At 72.1% G+C, this 17787-nt stretch carries 15 protein-coding genes and 1 tRNA gene; 8 read left to right on the top strand and 8 right to left on the bottom strand.

Annotated elements, in window-relative coordinates; genetic code table 11:
* Positions 1 to 14 precede the first annotated feature (14 nt).
* From ACX80P_RS00715 to bcp, 6 genes are all read right to left on the bottom strand, one after another.
* A complete protein-coding gene (locus tag ACX80P_RS00715) occupies positions 15 to 3185 on the bottom strand; it encodes an efflux RND transporter permease subunit (RefSeq protein ID WP_459276116.1) in 3171 nt (1056 codons plus the stop codon).
* Between the two features lie 51 nt (positions 3186 to 3236).
* A complete protein-coding gene (locus ACX80P_RS00720) occupies positions 3237 to 4721 on the bottom strand; it encodes a malate:quinone oxidoreductase (protein WP_459276771.1) in 1485 nt (494 codons plus the stop codon).
* A gap of 119 nt (positions 4722 to 4840) precedes the next feature.
* Positions 4841 to 6568: an ABC transporter substrate-binding protein gene (locus ACX80P_RS00725; protein WP_459276117.1), complete on the bottom strand. Its 1728-nt coding sequence runs from the start codon at positions 6566 to 6568 to the stop codon at positions 4841 to 4843.
* Between the two features lie 206 nt (positions 6569 to 6774).
* A complete protein-coding gene (locus tag ACX80P_RS00730; protein ID WP_459276118.1) occupies positions 6775 to 7500 on the bottom strand; it encodes a fasciclin domain-containing protein in 726 nt (241 codons plus the stop codon).
* Between the two features lie 287 nt (positions 7501 to 7787).
* Positions 7788 to 7869 (bottom strand) — tRNA-Leu (locus ACX80P_RS00735).
* Between the two features lie 82 nt (positions 7870 to 7951).
* Positions 7952 to 8425 (bottom strand): thioredoxin-dependent thiol peroxidase, encoded by a 474-nt coding sequence (bcp, locus tag ACX80P_RS00740; RefSeq protein ID WP_459276119.1) that lies wholly within the window; start codon positions 8423 to 8425, stop codon positions 7952 to 7954.
* 170 nt (positions 8426 to 8595) lie between these two features.
* On the opposite strand from bcp, the gene ACX80P_RS00745 reads away from it, so the two are divergent.
* The gene (locus ACX80P_RS00745) at positions 8596 to 9099 is read left to right on the top strand and encodes a MarR family winged helix-turn-helix transcriptional regulator (RefSeq protein ID WP_459276120.1); all 504 of its coding nucleotides are present in this window, start codon (positions 8596 to 8598) and stop codon (positions 9097 to 9099) included.
* A gap of 38 nt (positions 9100 to 9137) precedes the next feature.
* Here ACX80P_RS00745 and ACX80P_RS00750 read toward each other — a convergent pair whose 3' ends face one another.
* A complete protein-coding gene (locus ACX80P_RS00750) occupies positions 9138 to 9554 on the bottom strand; it encodes a VOC family protein (RefSeq protein WP_459276121.1) in 417 nt (138 codons plus the stop codon).
* A 281-nt stretch (positions 9555 to 9835) separates the two neighbouring features.
* On the opposite strand from ACX80P_RS00750, the gene ACX80P_RS00755 reads away from it, so the two are divergent.
* Positions 9836 to 10660: a sigma-70 family RNA polymerase sigma factor gene (locus ACX80P_RS00755; RefSeq protein ID WP_459276122.1), complete on the top strand. Its 825-nt coding sequence runs from the start codon at positions 9836 to 9838 to the stop codon at positions 10658 to 10660.
* Between the two features lie 40 nt (positions 10661 to 10700).
* On the opposite strand, the gene ACX80P_RS00760 is transcribed toward ACX80P_RS00755, so the two are convergent.
* Positions 10701 to 11717, bottom strand: coding sequence for a glycosyltransferase family 9 protein (locus ACX80P_RS00760; RefSeq protein ID WP_459276123.1), 1017 nt, complete (start codon positions 11715 to 11717; stop codon positions 10701 to 10703).
* 103 nt (positions 11718 to 11820) lie between these two features.
* On the opposite strand from ACX80P_RS00760, the gene ACX80P_RS00765 reads away from it, so the two are divergent.
* From ACX80P_RS00765 to ACX80P_RS00790, 6 genes are read left to right on the top strand one after another with little or no spacing between them, the layout of a single operon-like run.
* Positions 11821 to 12369: a D-glycero-alpha-D-manno-heptose-1,7-bisphosphate 7-phosphatase gene (locus ACX80P_RS00765; RefSeq protein ID WP_459276124.1), complete on the top strand. Its 549-nt coding sequence runs from the start codon at positions 11821 to 11823 to the stop codon at positions 12367 to 12369.
* Positions 12366 to 13469 (top strand): glycosyltransferase family 9 protein, encoded by a 1104-nt coding sequence (locus tag ACX80P_RS00770; RefSeq protein ID WP_459276125.1) that lies wholly within the window; start codon positions 12366 to 12368, stop codon positions 13467 to 13469. Before ACX80P_RS00765 ends, ACX80P_RS00770 begins: the two co-directional genes overlap by 4 nt.
* The gene (locus ACX80P_RS00775; protein ID WP_459276126.1) at positions 13466 to 14467 is read left to right on the top strand and encodes a glycosyltransferase; all 1002 of its coding nucleotides are present in this window, start codon (positions 13466 to 13468) and stop codon (positions 14465 to 14467) included. Before ACX80P_RS00770 ends, ACX80P_RS00775 begins: the two co-directional genes overlap by 4 nt.
* On the top strand, positions 14464 to 15756 hold the full coding sequence (locus tag ACX80P_RS00780; RefSeq protein ID WP_459276127.1) for a glycosyltransferase: 1293 nt from the start codon (positions 14464 to 14466) through the stop codon (positions 15754 to 15756). Before ACX80P_RS00775 ends, ACX80P_RS00780 begins: the two co-directional genes overlap by 4 nt.
* A 56-nt stretch (positions 15757 to 15812) precedes the next feature.
* The gene (locus ACX80P_RS00785; RefSeq protein ID WP_459276772.1) at positions 15813 to 16418 is read left to right on the top strand and encodes a D-sedoheptulose-7-phosphate isomerase; all 606 of its coding nucleotides are present in this window, start codon (positions 15813 to 15815) and stop codon (positions 16416 to 16418) included.
* Entirely contained in the window at positions 16415 to 17782 is a 1368-nt protein-coding gene (locus ACX80P_RS00790; RefSeq protein WP_459276128.1) for a PfkB family carbohydrate kinase, read from the top strand. The genes ACX80P_RS00785 and ACX80P_RS00790 overlap by 4 nt, the downstream gene beginning before the upstream one ends.
* The last annotated feature ends 5 nt before the right edge of the window (positions 17783 to 17787 follow it).

The following is a 17787-nucleotide window of genomic DNA, read 5'->3' on the forward strand; positions in this document are numbered from 1 at the left end:
CCGTGCCTGTCCGGTCAGGCCGCGGCCTCCCGACGCAGGACCCGCTGCTCGCGGCGCCCCTCGACGAGCCGGTACAGGACCGGGACGAGGACGAGGGTGAGCGCCGTGGAGGAGACGAGCCCGCCGATGACCACCACGGCGAGGGGCTGGGAGATGAACCCGCCCTTGCCCGTCACGCCGAGCGCCAACGGGGTCAGGGCGAAGATGGTGGCCAGGGCCGTCATGAGGATCGGTCGCAGGCGCTGGCGGGCACCCTCGCGGATCGCATCGGCGACCGGCAGCCCCGGCCGCCCGTCGCGGGGGAGGCGGTACTGGTTGATGAGGTCGATGAGCACGATCGCGTTCGTGACCACGATCCCCACCAGCATGAGCATGCCGATCAGGGAGGGCAGCCCGAGCGGGATCCCGGTGATCAGCAGCATGGCGATCGCACCCGTGGCCGCGAACGGTATGGAGACGAGCAGGATCAGGGGCTGGAGGAGGCTCTTGAAGGTCGCCACCATGATCACGTACACGATGGCGACGGCGGCCCACAGCGCGAGGAACAGCTGGTCGAACGATTCCGCCTGCTGGCTGGAGGCACCGCCGACGGTGGCGGTGGCCCCGGGCGGCAGGTCGATGCCGGCGAGGCGTTCGTTCACCGCCCCGGTCAGGCTGCCGAGGTCGTTCCCGGACGGCGTGATCGAGACCCGGGCCGTGCGCTCGCCGTTGGAGCTCGTGACGGACAGCGGCACCTGGACCTCCTCGACCGACGCGATGTCGGTCAGGGGGACGGGTCCGCCCGGCGTGGGGATCCGCAGGGTCCGGAGCTGGTCGAGGCTCGTGATCGTCGTCCCCTCGCCGATCAGCACGGGGAAGTCGTCGGCGTCGAACCGCACCGAGCCGGCGGGGACCGGGCTGATGCTGCCGCCGAGGAGGCCCGCGATCTGGCCCTCGCTCAGGCCCGCTTCCACCGCGGACGTGCGGTCGACGTCGATCTGGACCTGGGGCTGCGCCGCCGCGAGGTTGCTCGTGATCTCGCCCGCGCCCTCCACACCCTGCATCCCCTCGACCACGGCGGCGTCCGCGGTCTCGAGATCCGCGGTGACCGGCGCGGTGATGTCGATGTCGATGGTGCTGGAGGTGCCGAAGCCGCCCTGCTGGCTGGACAGGGAGAAGGTCCCGGCGTCCTCCAGGCCCTCGAGGTCTCCGCGCACCGACGCCTGGAGGGCTTCCTGGTCCGCGTCCTGGTCGGTGATCACGGTGAACGTGGCCACCGAGGCGCCGCCGGAGAACTGGGCGGCGAACGCGCCCTCGGCGTTGCCGACGGTCAGCTGCACGTCGCGGATCCCCGGGGTGTCCATGAGGATCGCCTCCGTCCGCGCCGCGGTGTCGGCCGTGGTGGCGAGGCTGGTCCCCGGGGCGAGGCTCTGCGTGATGGAGAAGCTGTTCTGGCCCGAGGAGCCGAGCAGGTTGGTCGGGAGGAACGGGACCATGGCGGCCGTGGCGCCCAGGACGATCACCCCGCTGACGAGCGTGATGACGGGGTGGCGCTGGGTGCCGGAGAGGATCGGGAGGTAGCCGCGCTGCAGGAGGGACGGCCGGTCGGACGGCTCCCTCCGGGAGGCGGCGCTCGCGCCGGGACCGGCGGACAGGACGGGAACGGCGACTGCCGCCGGGGCTGCGGCGTGGCGGGGATCGCGGGACGCCGCCGGGGTGCGCTTCAGGAACCAGTAGGCGAGCACCGGGATGATCGTCAGGGACACGGCGAGGGAGGCCAGCAGGGCGATGCCGGTCGTGATCGCGAAGGGGCGGAAGAGTTCGCCGGCGAGGCCGCCGACGAACCCGATGGGCGCGAACACGGCCACGGTGGTGAGGGTCGAGGCCGTGATGGCCCCGGCCACCTCGCGGACCGCGGTCAGGATGGCCTCCCGCTTCTCCTCCCCGTACCCGAGGTGCCGCTTGATGTTCTCGATGACGACGATGGAGTCGTCCACCACGCGCCCGACGGCGATCGTCAGGGCGCCCAGGGTGAGCAGGTTGAGGGAGTACCCCGCGGCGTACAGCCCGATGAAGGTGATGAGCAGCGACAGGGGGATCGAGATCGCCGTGACCAGGGTCGAGCGGACCGAGAGCAGGAAGACGAGGATGATCAGCACGGCGAAGCCGAGGCCCAGCAGCCCCTCCGTGGTGAGGTCGTCGATGCTGCGTTCGATGAACGGAGCCTGGTCGAAGACCACCGTGATGTCCGCGGCGTTGCCCAGCTCGGTCTCGAGCTCGGGGACGAGGGCCACGATCTCCTGGGAGATCTCCACGGTGTCGCCGTCGGGCACCTTCGTCACCGTCAGCGCGAGCGTCTCGATCCCGTTGGTGCGCGCGACGGAGGTGGGCTCGTCGTCGGCGAGGCCGACGTCGGCGAGCTCCCCGATCGTGCTGACCGGGCCGGGCGACGGGCCGTCCGAGGAGGAGGGAAGCACGGGCAGCGCCTGGATGTCCTCGAGCGACCCGATGCGGCTGCCCGCCTGGATGGTCAGCGACCGCGGATCGTCCTCCAGGGTCCCGACGGGGAACAGCGCGCCGTTGTCCTCGAGCGTGCTGCTGATGTCCCCGACCGTCAGGCCGGCGGCGGCGAGGGCGCCCTCACGCGGCAGGATCGCGACGTGCTGCGTGGTCCCGCCGGAGATGTCGGCGGTCCGGACGCCGTCGATCTTCTGCAGGCGGGGAACGGTCAGCCGGGCGAGGTCGCCGTTCAGTTCGCTGAGCGACTCGTCGGAGGACACGGCCATGAACACGATCGGCAGGTCGCTGATGCTGCCCGCGAGGGCCTGGGGCTCGACGTCGTCGGGCAGGGTCGGGCGCACCGTCGAGATCGCGCGGTCCACCTGCGCCCGGGCGCGGTCCAGGTTCGTCCCGTACACGAAGACGAGGCTCACGGTCGAGACGCCGGAGCGGGAGGTGGACGACGACGACTCCAGTCCCTCCACGCCGCTCAGTGCCGCTTCCAGCGGCGCGCTGACCTGCTGGTCGAGGTATTCCGGGGACGCCCCGGGCAGCGTGGAGAGCACCGTGATCTGCGGGAACTCGAGGGACGGGATGAGTTCCTGCTTCAGGGAGCCGAGGGTGATGACGCCGAAGACCGACGCGAAGAGGGTGATGAGCGCGATCAGCGCCCTGTTCCCGAGGGAGAGGTGGGCCAGACGGAACAATGGATCTGCCTTCGATGCTGACGGTCGACCGGCCGGCTGGCTCCGTCGGGGTTACTTGAGCTTGAGCACCCGGTCGGTCAGCGACTGCACCTCGGCGGCCAGGGACTCGTTCTCGTTGAGCTTGACGCCGTACCCGGGCAGCATCTCCTTGAGCTTCGGCTCCCAGTCGGACATCTTGCCCGGGAAGCACCGCCTGAGCAGCTCCACCATGATCGGCGCCGCGGTGGATGCTCCGGGAGAAGCGCCGAGCAGCGCCCCGACGGAACCGTCCGAGGACGTGATGACCTCGGTCCCGAACTGCAGGACGCCGCCCTTCCCGGGGGACTTCTTGATGACCTGTACACGCTGGCCCGCGGAGATCAGTTCCCAGCTGCCGCCCTGGGCCAGGGGGAGGAAGTCCGTGAGGGCGTCGTTCTTCGCGTCCCGGTTCTTGAGGACCTCCGTGATGAGGTACTTCGTCAGGGACATGTTGTCCTTGGCGACGGCGAGCATCGGCACGAGGTTCGACGGGCGGATCGACGTCGGCAGGTCGAGGTAGGAGCCGCGCTTCAGGAACTTGGTGGAGAAGCCCGCATACGGGCCGAACAGCAGCGAGCGCTCGCCCTGGACGTAGCGGGTGTCCAGGTGCGGGACGGACATCGGCGGGGCGCCGACGGACGCCTGGCCGTAGACCTTGGCGTTGTGACGGCCCACGAGGTCCGGATCGGTGCAGCGCAGGAACTGGCCCGAGACCGGGAAGCCCGCGAACCCGCGGCCCTCGGGGATGCCGGTGCGCTGCAGCAGGTGGAGCGCTCCGCCGCCGGCGCCGATGAAGACGAACCTCGTGGTGACGGTGCTCTTCTCCCCGGTGGCCTTGTTCTTCACCGTGACGTCCCACCGGCCGTCGCTCGCCCGGGCGACGTCGAGGACGTCGAAGCCGTAGTGCAGGTCGACGCCGGTCCCCTCGAGGTAGGCGGTGAGCTGACGGGTGAGCGCGCCGAAGTCGACGTCGGTGCCGCCCTCCACGCGGGACGCGGCGACGGGCTGGGTGGGGTTGCGGCCCTCCATCACGAGAGGGGTCCACCCGGCGATGGTGTCGTGGTCCTCGCTGTGCTCCATGGTGCTGAACAGCGGCTGCGGGCTGAGCGCGTCGTAGCGCCGGCGCAGGTACTCCGCGTTGGCCTGGCCCCAGACGAAGCTCATGTGCGGCACGGGGTTGATGAACGTGCGGGGGTCGCCGATGTGCCCCTCGGACACCATGTGCGACCAGAACTGCCGCGACACCTGGAACTGCTCGTTGATGGCGACGGCCTTCGCCGGGTCGACGGACCCGTCCTTGCCGGCGGGCGAGTAGTTCAGCTCGCACAGGGCCGAGTGGCCGGTACCTGCGTTGTTCCACGGGTCGGAGCTCTCGAGACCGGCGACGTCGAGCCGTTCGAAGAGGGAGATGTCCCACTCGGGCTGCAGCTGCCGGAGGAAGGCACCGAGGGTGGCGCTCATGATCCCGCCACCGATCAGGACGACGTCGGTGGTCTTGGCGGGCGTGCCCTGATGGATTGTGGTCAACGGAGTCTCCAGTCGCGAGGTCACTAGCAGACAAAGCGTAGCGTCTGCGGGTGACCGAACTTAAATCGCCCGGACGCCGTGGCGCCCGCAGCGACGGTGCAGCGCGCGGCTCAGCCGGACGGCGTCGGTCGGGGCTCGACGCCGGCCAGGTCGATGCGGTTGAAGACCTCGTTCAGGACGGGGCTCACGGGGTAGCTGGTGACGCGTGCGCTCATCGCCAGCGCGGAGATCGGGAAGGCCAGAGGGACGGCCGGGATCCTCGCGGAGATCTGGGAGCTGATGTCGGCGTACGCCGCGGTGCGGTCCTCGCCGGCCGGCAGCCCCCGCGCCCGGTTGATCTTGCTGAACAGCTGCGGGTCCTCGTACGCGAACTCCTCCGAGTACATACCGAAGAGCGCACCCACGAAGTTGTCGGGATCCTGGTAGCTGCCGCTCCACCCGAGCAGGTGGAACGCCCGGTCCCCGGACTGCTGGACCGCCTCGACGTAGCCGCCACCCCATTCGACGGGCACCGGCTTGATGTTGAAGCCGGCCTCGGTCAGCTGCCGGCTCAGCTCGGCGTAGGCCTTCTCGGGGGACGGCAGGTAGGCACGGGAGACGTTGCGCGGGTAGTAGAAGGGCAGCTCGCGGCCGTCGTACCCGGAGCGCTCCAGCAGGTCCTGGGCGAGGTCGGCGTCGTAGCCGTAGTCCTCGACGGTGTCGTTGCTCACGCCGAGCTTCTCGGGGATGAACTGGCGCGCCGGCTTGGTCCCGTTCAGGAAGCGGCCGTCGATGAGCGCGTCCTTGTCGATGGCGTGGGCGACGGCCTCGCGGAACAGGAGGTCGTCCACCCCGGGGAAGCCCTGGTTCAGGCCGAGGTAGAGCACGGAGTAGGGGTCGCGCTGCAGGAACTGGAGCCCGTTCCGGGCGAGGTCGACGGCGCTGTCCACGGAGACGAAGTCGTAGCCGTCGATCCGGCCCGAGGTCAGGGCGCGTGCCCGGGAGTCGGGGTTGGAGATCGTCGTGAACACCACACGCTCCACCTCGCCGCGTTCACCCCAGTACCCGTCGAAGAAGGAGAGCTCGACGTCCCCGTCCGCCCAGGAGTCGAAGCGGAAGGGACCGGTCCCGACGGGCGCCTGGCCGTAGCGCGAGATGGCGGTGCCGTCCCGCGACTCGGCCAGCTCGTCCGCTGCCCCGGCCTCGAGCGCTGCGGGGGAGGACATGCCGAAGGCGGGGGAGGCGAGGGCGGGGATCAGCCCCGTGATCCGTGAGGTGAGCCGGAGGTCCACGGTGGTGGGCGAGGTCGCCGTGCAGTCCTTGTAGAGGCTCACCGCGGGGTCGTCGGAGTAGCCCTTGAACACTGTCTCGAAGGGCAGCCTGCTCGTCCCGGTCCGCGCGCTCTCGGGGAGCGTGTACCAGCGGTCGAAGTTGGTGCACACGGCCGCGGCGTCGAACGGCTCGCCGTCCTGGAAGACGACGTCGTCCCGCAGCGTGAATTCGTAGGATCGCCCGTCGTCGGTCTCCCGCCAAGATTCGGCCAGCAGCGGCGTCGGTTCGGACGTCAGCGGGTCGACGCCGACGAGTCCTTCCAGGACCTGCTGGCTGACGCGGTAGGACTCGGTGTCGTTCGCGAGCGCCGGGTCGAGGGTCCGCGGGTGCGCGGCCGTCCCGAAGGTGAAGGTGGCGGCATCCGTGGCCGGAGGCGCCGTCGTCGGGGCGGGCGCCGGCGGGGGGACCTGGCCGCCGGTGCAGGAGACGAGGGGGGCCGCGGAGACGAGGACGGCCACCACCGCCAGACGTGCCGCGCCGTGGGTCGCCCGTCCGTGGCGGGCGGGGCGCGCGGCAGGGTTCTTCACAGGCGTTGATCTCCGAAGGGCAGGGGTACCGGTCCGTCGTGGTCCGGTGGCTGGAAAGCCCCAGTGTAGGCGATGGTCCTGTCCCTGCCGCCCAGCACCCGCGGTGGCCCGGACACAGGGACGGACCCCCTCACCCTGCGGGTGGGAGGGTCCGTCCGTGATCCCCGGACCACGTTAGAGGAGTGGGCCGGGGAGGTCGGGGGTCCTCAGCCGGCGGGGGGCGTGAGGACGGTGTCGACCAGGTAGACGACGGCGTTCGCGGTCTGGACGCCGCCGCAGATCACGTTGGCACCGTTGACCTGGAGCTCCTGGCCGGAACCGGTGACCTCGACTTCCGCACCCTGGACAGTGGTCTGCATGGTGCCTTCGAGCTCGGACGGCTGGATCTTGCCCGGGACGACGTGGTAGGTCAGGATGTCGCTGAGGCCCTTGGTGTCGGTCTTGAGGCCTTCGACGGTCGCGGCCGGCAGTGCCTTGAAGGCGTCGTCGACCGGCGCGAAGACCGTGAACTCGCCGCCGTTGAGGGTGTCGACGAGGTCGACGTCCGGGTTGATCCCGCCGGAGACGGCAGCGGTCAGCTGGGTCAGGATGGGGTTGTTGCCGGCCGCGGTGGCGACGGGGTCGAGGGCCATGCCGGCCACGGACCCGGCGCCGTCGGGAACCTTCTCGGCGTAGCCGGCACAGCCGGGGCCGACCAGGTTGGCTGCGGGATCCATCGTGGCGTCGGCGGACGCCGAGGGGCTCATGCCGGCTTCCATCGAGGGGGACTCGCTGGCCATGCCGGTCTCCTCGGCCATGCTGGTCTCGTCGGCCATGCTGCTCGGGGCGGCCTCGGACGACGTGTCGGTGCCGCCGCCGCAGGCCGCGAGACCGAACATCGAGACTGCCGCGATCCCGAGGATGGACAGGTTCCGGCGCTTGATGATTTCCATGGGATTTCCTCCGTAGCTTTCGACCCGGTGGATGCCCGGGTCACTGACTGTCGTGTGAAACACATCGTGTCGATGTCTCGGAGGTACTTCGGGCGTGCCCGAGAGGCGGATGGGTGGGATGTGGAAAGAGGATTCGTCCGGCGGCGATCCGGCGACCGGCGCGTGACCTGCGGCGATGGAGCACGGACCAGTCAGGGCACAGGAAAGCCCCGCCGGGGGCTGCCCGGCGGGGCTCCGAGGACCGGTCCGGAACCGGCGTGCATCGCCGGTGCTGATGGTGCTGCCGGTGCGCAAGAGGGGACTTGAACCCCCACGTCCGAAGACACTGGAACCTAAATCCAGCGCGTCTGCCAATTCCGCCACTCGCGCTCGGGATGCCGTCCATGCGGGGGCATGCCCTGTCCTTCACTGTAGTGCCACCCGGCCGCGGCCCAGGGTGGCGAAGGACTTCCTACCGGTCGATCCCGAGGTCGCGGCGCAGCTTCGCGACGTGGCCGGTGGCGCGCACGTTGTACTGGGCCACTGCGACGTTCCCCTCGGCGTCGACGACCACGGTGGAGCGGATGAGGCCCTCGTAGGTCTTCCCGTAGTTCTTCTTCTCGCCCCAGGCGCCGTAGGCCTCCGCGACCGCGTGGTCCTCGTCCGAGAGGAGGGGGAAGGCGAGCGACTCCTGCTCCGAGAAGGCGGCCAGTTTCCGCACCGGGTCCGGGGAGATGCCCAGCACCCGGTAGCCGGCGGCCCCGAGCGAGGCGAGGCTGTCGCGGAAGTCGCAGGCCTCGGTGGTGCACCCCGGGGTGGCGGCGGCGGGATAGAAGTACACCACCACGCTGCTGCCCGTCAGCGAGGACAGGGTCACGTCCTCCCCGGAGGCATCCGTGAGCGTGAAATCGGGGGCACGATCGCCCGGGGCCAGTCGTTGCGCCATGGATACTCCTGACAGGATGGTTGGACGGCGGCAGTGGGGGACCCGTCACGTGACAGGGGCCCCGCCGGCCCGGGTGGAGAGATGGACGGTCCGGCCTAGCTATCATAGGTGGAAGGTCCGACGCCGACGGCGGCCGACGGTCCGCCGAGCGAGAGGAAGTGCACGGTTCTATGCCCGATCTGGAGCAATGGCCCACCGGCCGACTGCTGACGACAGCGGCGCGTCTGGTCGAGCACGCATGGAACGAGCGCCTCGTGGACATCGGCGTGACCCACGCCGGCCTGATCGCCCTCGGCGTCCTCGCGGACCAGGGTGCCATGACGCAGGCCAGCCTCGCCCAGATCGTGCGGGTGCAGGCGCAGACGATGGGCAAGACCCTCGCCCGGCTCGAGTCCAAGGGCCACGTGACGCGCGTGCGGAACGACCTGGACCGGCGCTCGCACATGGTCTCGATCTCGCCCGCCGGCCGCCAGGTCCTCGAGGCGTCCGAGGACATCGAACGAACCCTCGTCCCCGGGGGAGGGCTCGTCTCCGAGGAACTGCGGAACCACCTGCAGGCCGTCATCCGGCAGCTCGGCGCGCCGCGCTGGAACTACACGGCGGCAGGAGCGGTCGACGGCGTCGCCGCCGATGCGACCGACGCCGCCGGGCCCGCCGCGACCGTGCCCAGCTGACCCGAGTCGCTCCGTCGGTCGGCGCTCGGACCAGGGCGTCAGGCCCGCGCTGAGATCTGCTGCACCGCCCAGCCGTTGCCGTCAGGATCGCTGAAGAACACGAAGCCCACGTTGTCGAGCGCCGGCCCGCCCTGCCGCGCCGCATCCGGGTCACCGCCCATCACCTGGATGTCGCCGACGTCGACGCCGCGCTCCACCAGCTGCGCGTGCGCCCGGACCAGGTCCGGGACGACCAGCTGGAGTCCCTGGAGGGAGCCCGGAGTCATCCGGGGCACGACCCCCTCGCCGATCACGATCGAGCACCCGGAGCCTGGCGGCGTGAGCTGGACGAGCCGGTTCCCAGGGCTCAGGGTGGTGTCGTGGTCGACGACGAAGCCCAGTGCGTCCGAATAGAAGTCCTTGGCGCGGTCGATGTCGGCGACCGGCACGATCACGACCTCCAGTGTCCAGTTCATGGACAACCCCCTCTTCACCCGAGTGGAGCGATCCTGCAGTGGTCCTGCAGTGATTTCGCTGTGATCCTCCCAGCACGGACCGGTCGCCGCAACAGGACGACGCGGGTGGAAGGACGATGACGGGGGCCTGCCGATGACGCGCTCCACCGTGCTTTACATCCACGCGGCGGAAATGGGAAGACCCCGGCCGATTCCCCCCTGTCGGTCCGGCCCGTTTGCGTACTAAGCTTGCTGATGTTTTGTTGGGAGTCGTGAGTGTCCAGCGCCCATCGGAGAACAGCATGCAGAGAACCGTCGAAGACCAGCCGACCGCCCTGGTCCGCCCGGGGCGCCCCACCGGCGCGGCTGCGAGGGGCCGACCGGCAGGCCGCGCCGCCCAGGAGGGGCCCCTCAAGGCGGCCCTGCAGGACGATATCGCCCTGCGCCACCTGGACATCGCCGAATCGGTGGCGCGGTCCTTCGCGATGAGCGGCCCCGAGGCGCCGGACATCCGCCAGGTCGCCTACCTGGGACTGATCAAGGCCGTGCAGCGCTTCGATCCGGCGCTCGGTGTCCCGTTCGCCTCCTTCGCTGTCCCGACGATCAGCGGTGAGATCAAGCGCTACCTGCGTGATTCCTGCTGGGTGGTCCGGCCGCCGCGGGATGTGCAGGATCTCCGCACGGAGATCGCCCGGACGGCTCCCGCCATGGCGCAGCGGCTCGGACGCGAGGCCACCGCCCGGGAGCTCGCCCTCGAACTCGGCCGGCCGGAGGCGAAGGTCCTCGAGGCGCAGGTGTCCTCGACGAGCCTCCGGCCGGTCTCGCTGGACGCGCCCCTGGACGGGCGGACGTGGGCCGAGACCCTGGCGGGCGACTCCGGCGGGACGGACCGCAGCGACGACATGATCTCCCTGCGCGGAGCCGTCAACGAACTGGGCAGCGGCGAGAAGGAACTGCTCTACCGCCGGTACTTCATGGAGCAGACCCAGCAGGGCATCGGCGACGAGCTCGGCATGTCCCAGATGCAGGTCTCGCGGGCACTGGCGCGCATCCTCGTGAAGCTGCAGAAGCGCCTCCTCGGTGCCGCCGCCGAGGCCGGGCAGTCCGCGCGGTCGAGTATCGCCTAGGAAAAGATCTCCTAGGAAAAGATCGCCTAGGCGAGTTCCCCTAGGAGATGCCGTGGTCGGCCGCCGCGGCCAGCACCTGATCGACCGTCACGGCCATCAGGGCCGGGTCCGGGGTCGGGGAGAACGTCTCGCCGACCCTCAGCGATTCGTCGGTGAGGACCGTGTGGGGACCGGGAGGGGGCCCCCACTCGGACGCCGGCGCCGGCCCGAACAGCACCACGGAGGGCCGCGCGTAGGCCGAGGCGAGATGGGCGGCCCCCGTGTCGGCCGAGATCACGAGGGACGCTCCCGCGACGAGGCCCGCGAAGGCGTCGAGCGGCAGGGACCCCGCGGCGACCGATTCCGCCGGCAGGCCGGCGGCGTCGGCGACAGCGAGCGCACGCGGGCGCTCCTTCGCGCTGCCGGTGAACACGACCCGGTGCCCGGCGGCGGCGAGGACCCGCGCCACCGCGGCGAACCGTTCCACCGGCCAGAGCCGGCTTCCGTACGCGGCGCCCACATGCACGACGACGGCGCCCGGGGCGGGGTTCCCGACGTCGGGCACGCGCAGCCGGCAGTCCAGCGGATCGGCGGGGACGCCGTGCCAGGTCATGAGCGACGCCCACCGCTCCCGCTCGAGGATGCCGTCGCGCCACGGGGGACCGTCCCAGCCGGGCGAGCGGTGTCCCATCCGGCGTCGTGCGCCGATCTCCTGGAGGCGGCCCCTGCTCTCCCCGCCGCTCCCGTGGAGGTTCACGGCGAGGTCGATCCGCCCGTGCTCGATGGGCAGCGGGTCGTCGAGGCCGTGGGTGGGCAGCAGGTCGTCGACGGCGTCGGTGAGCGGGATGATCGGCCGCAGCCATTCCTGCGCGGCGTAGAGGATGCGGTACTCCGGGAAGGCACGCCGCAGGCCCTTCAGGGCGGGCACCGCCACGAGCAGGTCGCCGAGCTTCAGGGCCCGCAGCGCCAGGATCTCGGGGCGCCCATCCGGTGCCGGCGTCGACGCCGGGACGGACCGCGACGTCTGCCCGGACGGTCGAGCGGACGTGCCTGCGGTGCTGGTGCCCTCGGGTGTCATGCGGACAATCCTGCCAGAGGATCCCTGCCCGCCCTGCAGGGCCCCGGAGAAGAAGTTCGGCGGAAAGTGTTTAGTACTGCTCCTTCCCGGGCACTAAGCCTGTATGCATACATCGGCCGGACCCACGCGGACAGCTCCCCGGGCTGTCCTGTTCGACCGCGACGGGACGATCGTCGTGGACGTCCCCTACAACGGTGACCCCACGCTCGTGCAGCCCATGCCCGGGGCCCGCGGGGTCCTCGACGGCCTGCGCTCCCGCGGTATCCCCGTGGGCGTGGTGACCAACCAGTCGGGGATCGCCCGGGGCCTCGTCACCCGCGAGCAGGTCGACGCCGTCAACGCCCGCGTCGAGGAACTGCTCGGGCCGTTCGACGTCTGGGAGCTCTGCCCCCACGGGGCCGACGACGCCTGCGGGTGCCGGAAGCCCGCCCCGGGGATGGTCCTCGCGGCCAGCGCCCGGCTGGGCCTGGAGCCCGCGGAGGTCGCCGTGATCGGGGACATCGGCGCCGACATGGGGGCCGCGGCCGCAGCCGGTGCCCGCGCCGTCCTCGTCCCCACCGACATCACGCTCGAGGACGAGATCCGCTCGGCGCCCGCCGTCGCCCGTGACCTCGCCGAGGCCGTCGACCTGCTGTGGACGGTCGCCCCGTGAGGCGCCGGGTCCTCGTCGCCCGCCTCGACAGCGCGGGCGACGTCCTCCTCGCCGGCCCGGCCGTCCGGGCCATCGCCGCGGGGGACCACGGGGACTCCCCGAACGACGTCGTCATGCTCTGCGGGCCGCAGGGCGCCGCCGCGGCCCGGCTGCTGCCGGGCGTCGTCGACGTCGTGGTCTGGTCCGCTCCCTGGATCGTGGACCCCGCCCCCCGGCCCACGCCCGAACTGATGGCCGAACTGCACGACTCCGTCGAGGCGGTCGCCGTGGACGAGGCCGTGCTCCTGACCTCCTTCCACCAGTCGCCCCTGCCGCTCGCCCTGCAGCTCCGGCTCGCCGGCGTCCAACGGATCGCCGGCGCGTCCGTCGACTACGCCGGATCGCTCCTCGACGTGCGGCTCAAGCCCGGCGAGGACTTCCCGGAGGACCAGCCGGAAGCGGAACGTGCGCTCGGCATCGCGGAGGCGGCGGGATACGCCCTGCCCCCCGGCGACGACGGCCGGCTGCAGGTCGCGGGCCTCACCGATGCCTCGGACCTCGTGGGCCACGGACCGTACGTCGTCGTCCACCCCGGTGCCTCCGTGCCCGCCCGCGCCTGGCCGCCCCTGCACCATGCGGCGGCCGTCGAGCTCCTCACCGCCTCCGGTTTCCGGGTGGTCGTCACGGGCGGCCCGGACGAGACCGATCTGACGTCCACCGTCGCGGGACCCGAGGCGCTGGACCTCGGCGGCCGGACCGACCTCGCCACGCTGGGATCCGTCCTGGCCGGGGCGTCCGCCGTCATCACCGGCAACACGGGCCCGGCGCACCTGGCGGCCGCGGTCGGCACCCCCGTCGTCTGCCTGTTCTCCCCCGTGGTCCCGGCGGTGCGGTGGGCTCCCTATCGCGTGCCCGTGGAACTGCTCGGGGACCAGGACGCGGCCTGCGCGCTCAGCCGTGCCCGTATCTGCCCCGTCCAGGGGCACCCCTGCCTGTCCGGCGTCTCCCCGGAGGACGTCGTGGATGCCGTCCGCCGGCTCAGCTCCGGGATATCGTCGCTCGGCTCACGCCGCAGCATCGGCCGCACCGAGGGCCGCCGACCAACGAGGGGGCACCGATGAGGATCCTGCTGTGGCACGTCCACGGAGGGTGGACCGACGCGTTCGTGAGGGGAGAGCACACGTACGTGCTGCCGACCACGCCGGACGGCGGGGCCTGGGGCCTGGGACGGGCGGGCCGCGACTGGCCGGACTCCGTCGTCGAGGCCGCACCCTCGGCGCTCGCCGATGCCGGCATCGACGTCGTCGTCCTGCAGCGGGTAGAGGAGATCGCCGAGTGCGAACGGCTCCTGGGGCGCACCCCGGGCCGTGACCTCCCGGCAGTCTTCCTCGAGCACAACACGCCCCGCCGGGACGTCGTCGGCACGGTCCACCCGCTGGCGGGCCAGACGGACATCCCGATCGTCCACGTCACCCACTTCAACGCCCTCTTCTGGGACAACGGCGGTGCGAGCACCACGGTGATCGAGCACGGGATCGTGGACCCCGGCTACCTCTACACCGGCGAACTCGAGCAGCTGGCCGCCGTCATCAACGAGCCCGTGCGCCGCGGGCGCATCACCGGCACGGACCTCCTGCCCCGCTTCGCAGGCGTCGCACCGCTGGAGGTCTTCGGGATGGGGACCGACGGGCTCGCCGACGCCCTCGACCTGGCGCCGGGGGAACTGCGCATCGGCGGTGACCTGCCCATGGCCCAGCTGCACGCACGGCTCGGTCGGTCCCGGGCCTACGTCCACCCGCTGCGCTGGACCTCCCTCGGGCTCTCGCTCCTCGAAGCAATGCACGTCGGGCTCCCGGTGCTCGCCCTCGCGACCACGGAGGCGGCGCGCGCGGTGCCTCCCGAGGCCGGGGCCATCTCGACGAGCGTCGACGACCTCCTCCGCATGGCGGCACACCTCATCGCCGACCCCGACGACGCCCGCGCCCGGGGACTCGCCGCACGGGACGCCGCACTCGCACGATACGGGCTCGCCCGGTTCCTGGCCGACTGGGACGACGTCCTGGAACAGGAACCGACGCGGCACCGTGTCCTGGCGGTAACAGAAAGGAAGGCCCGATGAGGATCTCGATGGTGTCGGAGCACGCCAGTCCGCTCGCCGCCCTGGGGGGTGTCGACGCCGGAGGGCAGAACGTCCACGTCGCCGAGCTGTCCCTCGCCCTGGCCCGCCGGGGACACGAGGTGACGGTCTACACGCGGCGTGACGACCCGGCCCTGCCGGACCGGGTCCGCACCGACCCGCGCCTGGAGGTCGTGCACATCACCGCAGGCCCGGTGCGGAACGTCCCGAAGGACCTGCTGCTGCCGCACATGGGGGAGCTGGCCGAGGGCATCGTGGAGGACTGGGGGCAGGAACCCCCGGACATCGTGCACGGCCACTTCTGGATGTCGGGGCTCGCCGCGCTCGACGCCGCCGGGCGCTCGCGCGCCGCGGGCCGGCCCGTCCAGGTCGTCCAGACCTTCCACGCCCTCGGCACCGTCAAGCGCCGCCACCAGGGAGCCGAGGACACGAGCCCGTCCGAGCGGCTCATGCTCGAGGCGATGGTGGGCCGCAGCGCCGACCGCATCGTGGCGACGTGCTCGGACGAGGTGTTCGAGCTCAAGGCCATGGGCGTCCCGGGCAGCCGCGTGTCGATCGCCCCCTGCGGCGTCGACGTCGAGCTGTTCACGCCGCACGGACCCGTGGAGGACCGCGCACGCGCCCATCGCATCGTGAGCGTGGGACGCCTCGTCCCGCGGAAGGGCATGGACCTCGTCATCCGAGCCCTGCGCGAGCTCGCCGACCTCGGCCGCGCCGACGTCGAACTCCTCATCGTGGGCGGCGCCGCCAGCTCGACCGGGCTCGAGGACGACCCCGAGGCGCAGCGCCTCCGCGCGCTCGCCGCCGACCTCGGTGTCGCCGACCGGGTGGTCCTGCGTGGCCAGGTGTCCCGCGCGGAGATGCCCGCCGTGCTCCGCAGTGCCGACGCCGTGGTCTGCGCCCCCTGGTACGAGCCCTTCGGGATCGTCCCGCTCGAGGCGATGGCGTGCGGCGTCCCCGTGATCGCCGCGGCCGTCGGCGGCCTCGTGGACACCGTCGTGGACGGCACGACCGGACTGCACGTGCCGCCGCAGGACCCGGCGGCCATCGCCGCGGCCGTCGCCGACATCCTCGGCGATCCGGACTGGGCCCGGGAACTCGGCGACGAAGGGTACCGCCGGGTGAAGGCCCGCTACTCGTGGAGCCGCATCGCGGCCGACACGGAGAAGGCCTACCAGGCGGCCCTCGCCGCAGCAGCACCCGCAGGACCGGCCACCGCGCGGCGGAGCGCCGCGCGCCGACTCGAAAGCACAGGAGGCAGGGCACTGTGACCACGCATCTCACGGACATCCAGGCCGACAGCCAGGCCGGCATCCGGCCCGACGTCATGACCGACACCGTGCAGGAGGACTCGCGACGACTCGTCCTGGACCACCTCCGGGCCGTCACGCCGGCCCTCGAATCCCTCGCCCGCAACGCCGGCACCCTAGCCGGCTGGGGCGTGGAGATGGCGGACCGCCTCCTGGCAGGCCAGCGGCTCCTCGCGGCCGGCAACGGCGGTTCCGCCGCCGAGGCCCAGCACCTCACGGCCGAGCTCGTCGGCCGGTTCGACGGCGAACGCGAACCGTTCTCCGCGATCTCGCTCCACGCGGAGAGCTCGGCGGTCACGGCGATCGCCAACGACTACGGGTTCGACCGCATGTTCGCCCGCCAGGTCAGCGCGCACGGCCGGCCCGGGGACATCCTCGTGCTCCTCAGCACCAGCGGCAGGAGCCCCAATCTCCTGCACGCCGTCGACGCCGCCCGCGCGGCCGGTGTCACCACGTGGGCGCTCACCGGTGCCGGGCCCAACCCGCTGACCGACTGCGTGGACGACTTCGTCGCGGTCGACGCGCAGTCCGCCAACGCGCAGGAGGGCCACCTGATCGCCCTGCACGCGATGTGCCGGGCGTTCGACGCCGAGGTGCACCGCCGACGCCAGGAGCAGCGATGAGGATCGTGGTGGTCGGGGACGTCCTGCTCGACACGGACCTCTCCGGCGGCGCCGGACGGCTGTCGCCCGACGCGCCCGTGCCCGTCGTCGACGTCGACACCGTGCTGCGCCGCGCCGGGGGAGCGGGCCTCGTGGCCCGCATGCTGCACACCGACGGGCACGACGCCGTCCTCGTCACCGTCCTCGCGGAGGACGAGGCTTCCGCGCTCCTGCAGGCCGAACTCGACGGCGTGACCGTCGTGGCCGGCCCCTCCGGTGCACCGACGCCCGTCAAGACCAGGGTCCGTGCCTCCGGCCAGCCGGTCGTGCGGTTCGACGAGGGCTGCGCGACACCCCCCGTGCCCGGGGCCACCGACGCGATGCTGGCCGCCCTCGAGGGGGCCGACGCGATCATCGCGGCGGACTACGGCCGCGGCCTGCTCGCCAACGAGCAGCTGCGCGCACGCCTCGAGGCGCTCGCCGCGACGGTCCCCGTGGTCTGGGACCCCCACCCCTCCGGTGCACGGCCCGTCCCCGGCGTCGCCGCGGTCACCCCGAACCTCGGGGAGGCCCTGCGCTTCACCGGGACCGGGGGCTCGGGGACGCAGGCGGCCGCGGCGGCCGCCGACGTCCTGCTCGCGGACTGGCGGAGCAGGTCCGTCATCGTCACCATGGGCGACCACGGGGCCCTCGTCGCCGCGGCGGGCCTCCTGCCCCAGGTGGTGCCCGCACCCCGGATCAGCGCCACCGACCCCTGCGGTGCCGGCGACCGCTTCGCCTCGGCGCTCGCCCTCGGACTCGCCCGGGGCGCGACGATCGACGCCGCCGCTCAGCAGGCCACCGAGGCCGCCGCGCACTTCCTCGCCACCGGCGGGGTCGGCGCGATGGGCCGGCAGCGCGAGGACGCGCCGCAGCAGCTGCCCGTCGACGGGCTCGACGCCCTCGCCGTCGCCCGGCGGACGCGGGAGGCCGGCGGGACCGTCGTCGCGACCGGCGGGTGCTTCGACCTCCTCCACGCCGGACACGCCCGGACCCTCGCGGCGGCACGCCGGCTCGGCGACTGCCTGATCGTCTGCCTCAACTCGGACGAGTCGGTGCGCGGACTCAAGGGGGAGCACCGGCCCATCATCAGGCAGGAGGACCGTGCGGAACTGCTCTCGGCCCTCGGGTGCGTGGACGCCGTCCTGATCTTCTCCGAGTCCACGCCGGAGAACGCCATCTCCCGCCTGCAGCCCGACATCTGGGTCAAGGGCGGAGACTACGCGGCGGAGGACCTCCCCGAAGCCGCGCTCGTGAGCAGCTGGGGCGGACGGACCGTCACCGTCCCCTACATCCCCGCCCGCTCCACCACGAAACTGGCAGCCGCGCTCGCCCGCGTCGGCTGACCCCC

The organism is Arthrobacter arabinosi (assembly GCF_054511115.1).

What these genes read in the sequence shown, in the direction of transcription:
- ACX80P_RS00730 (WP_459276118.1), bottom strand. Translation starts at nt 7,500, where the DNA reads ATGGAAATCATCAAGCGCCGGAACCTGTCCATCCTCGGGATCGCGGCA.
- bcp (WP_459276119.1), bottom strand. Translation starts at nt 8,425, where the DNA reads ATGGCGCAACGACTGGCCCCGGGCGATCGTGCCCCCGATTTCACGCTC.
- ACX80P_RS00745 (WP_459276120.1), top strand. Translation starts at nt 8,596, where the DNA reads ATGCCCGATCTGGAGCAATGGCCCACCGGCCGACTGCTGACGACAGCG.
- ACX80P_RS00750 (WP_459276121.1), bottom strand. Translation starts at nt 9,554, where the DNA reads ATGAACTGGACACTGGAGGTCGTGATCGTGCCGGTCGCCGACATCGAC.
- ACX80P_RS00755 (WP_459276122.1), top strand. Translation starts at nt 9,836, where the DNA reads ATGCAGAGAACCGTCGAAGACCAGCCGACCGCCCTGGTCCGCCCGGGG.
- ACX80P_RS00760 (WP_459276123.1), bottom strand. Translation starts at nt 11,717, where the DNA reads ATGACACCCGAGGGCACCAGCACCGCAGGCACGTCCGCTCGACCGTCC.
- ACX80P_RS00765 (WP_459276124.1), top strand. Translation starts at nt 11,821, where the DNA reads ATGCATACATCGGCCGGACCCACGCGGACAGCTCCCCGGGCTGTCCTG.
- ACX80P_RS00775 (WP_459276126.1), top strand. Translation starts at nt 13,466, where the DNA reads ATGAGGATCCTGCTGTGGCACGTCCACGGAGGGTGGACCGACGCGTTC.
- ACX80P_RS00780 (WP_459276127.1), top strand. Translation starts at nt 14,464, where the DNA reads ATGAGGATCTCGATGGTGTCGGAGCACGCCAGTCCGCTCGCCGCCCTG.
- ACX80P_RS00785 (WP_459276772.1), top strand. Translation starts at nt 15,813, where the DNA reads ATGACCGACACCGTGCAGGAGGACTCGCGACGACTCGTCCTGGACCAC.
- ACX80P_RS00790 (WP_459276128.1), top strand. Translation starts at nt 16,415, where the DNA reads ATGAGGATCGTGGTGGTCGGGGACGTCCTGCTCGACACGGACCTCTCC.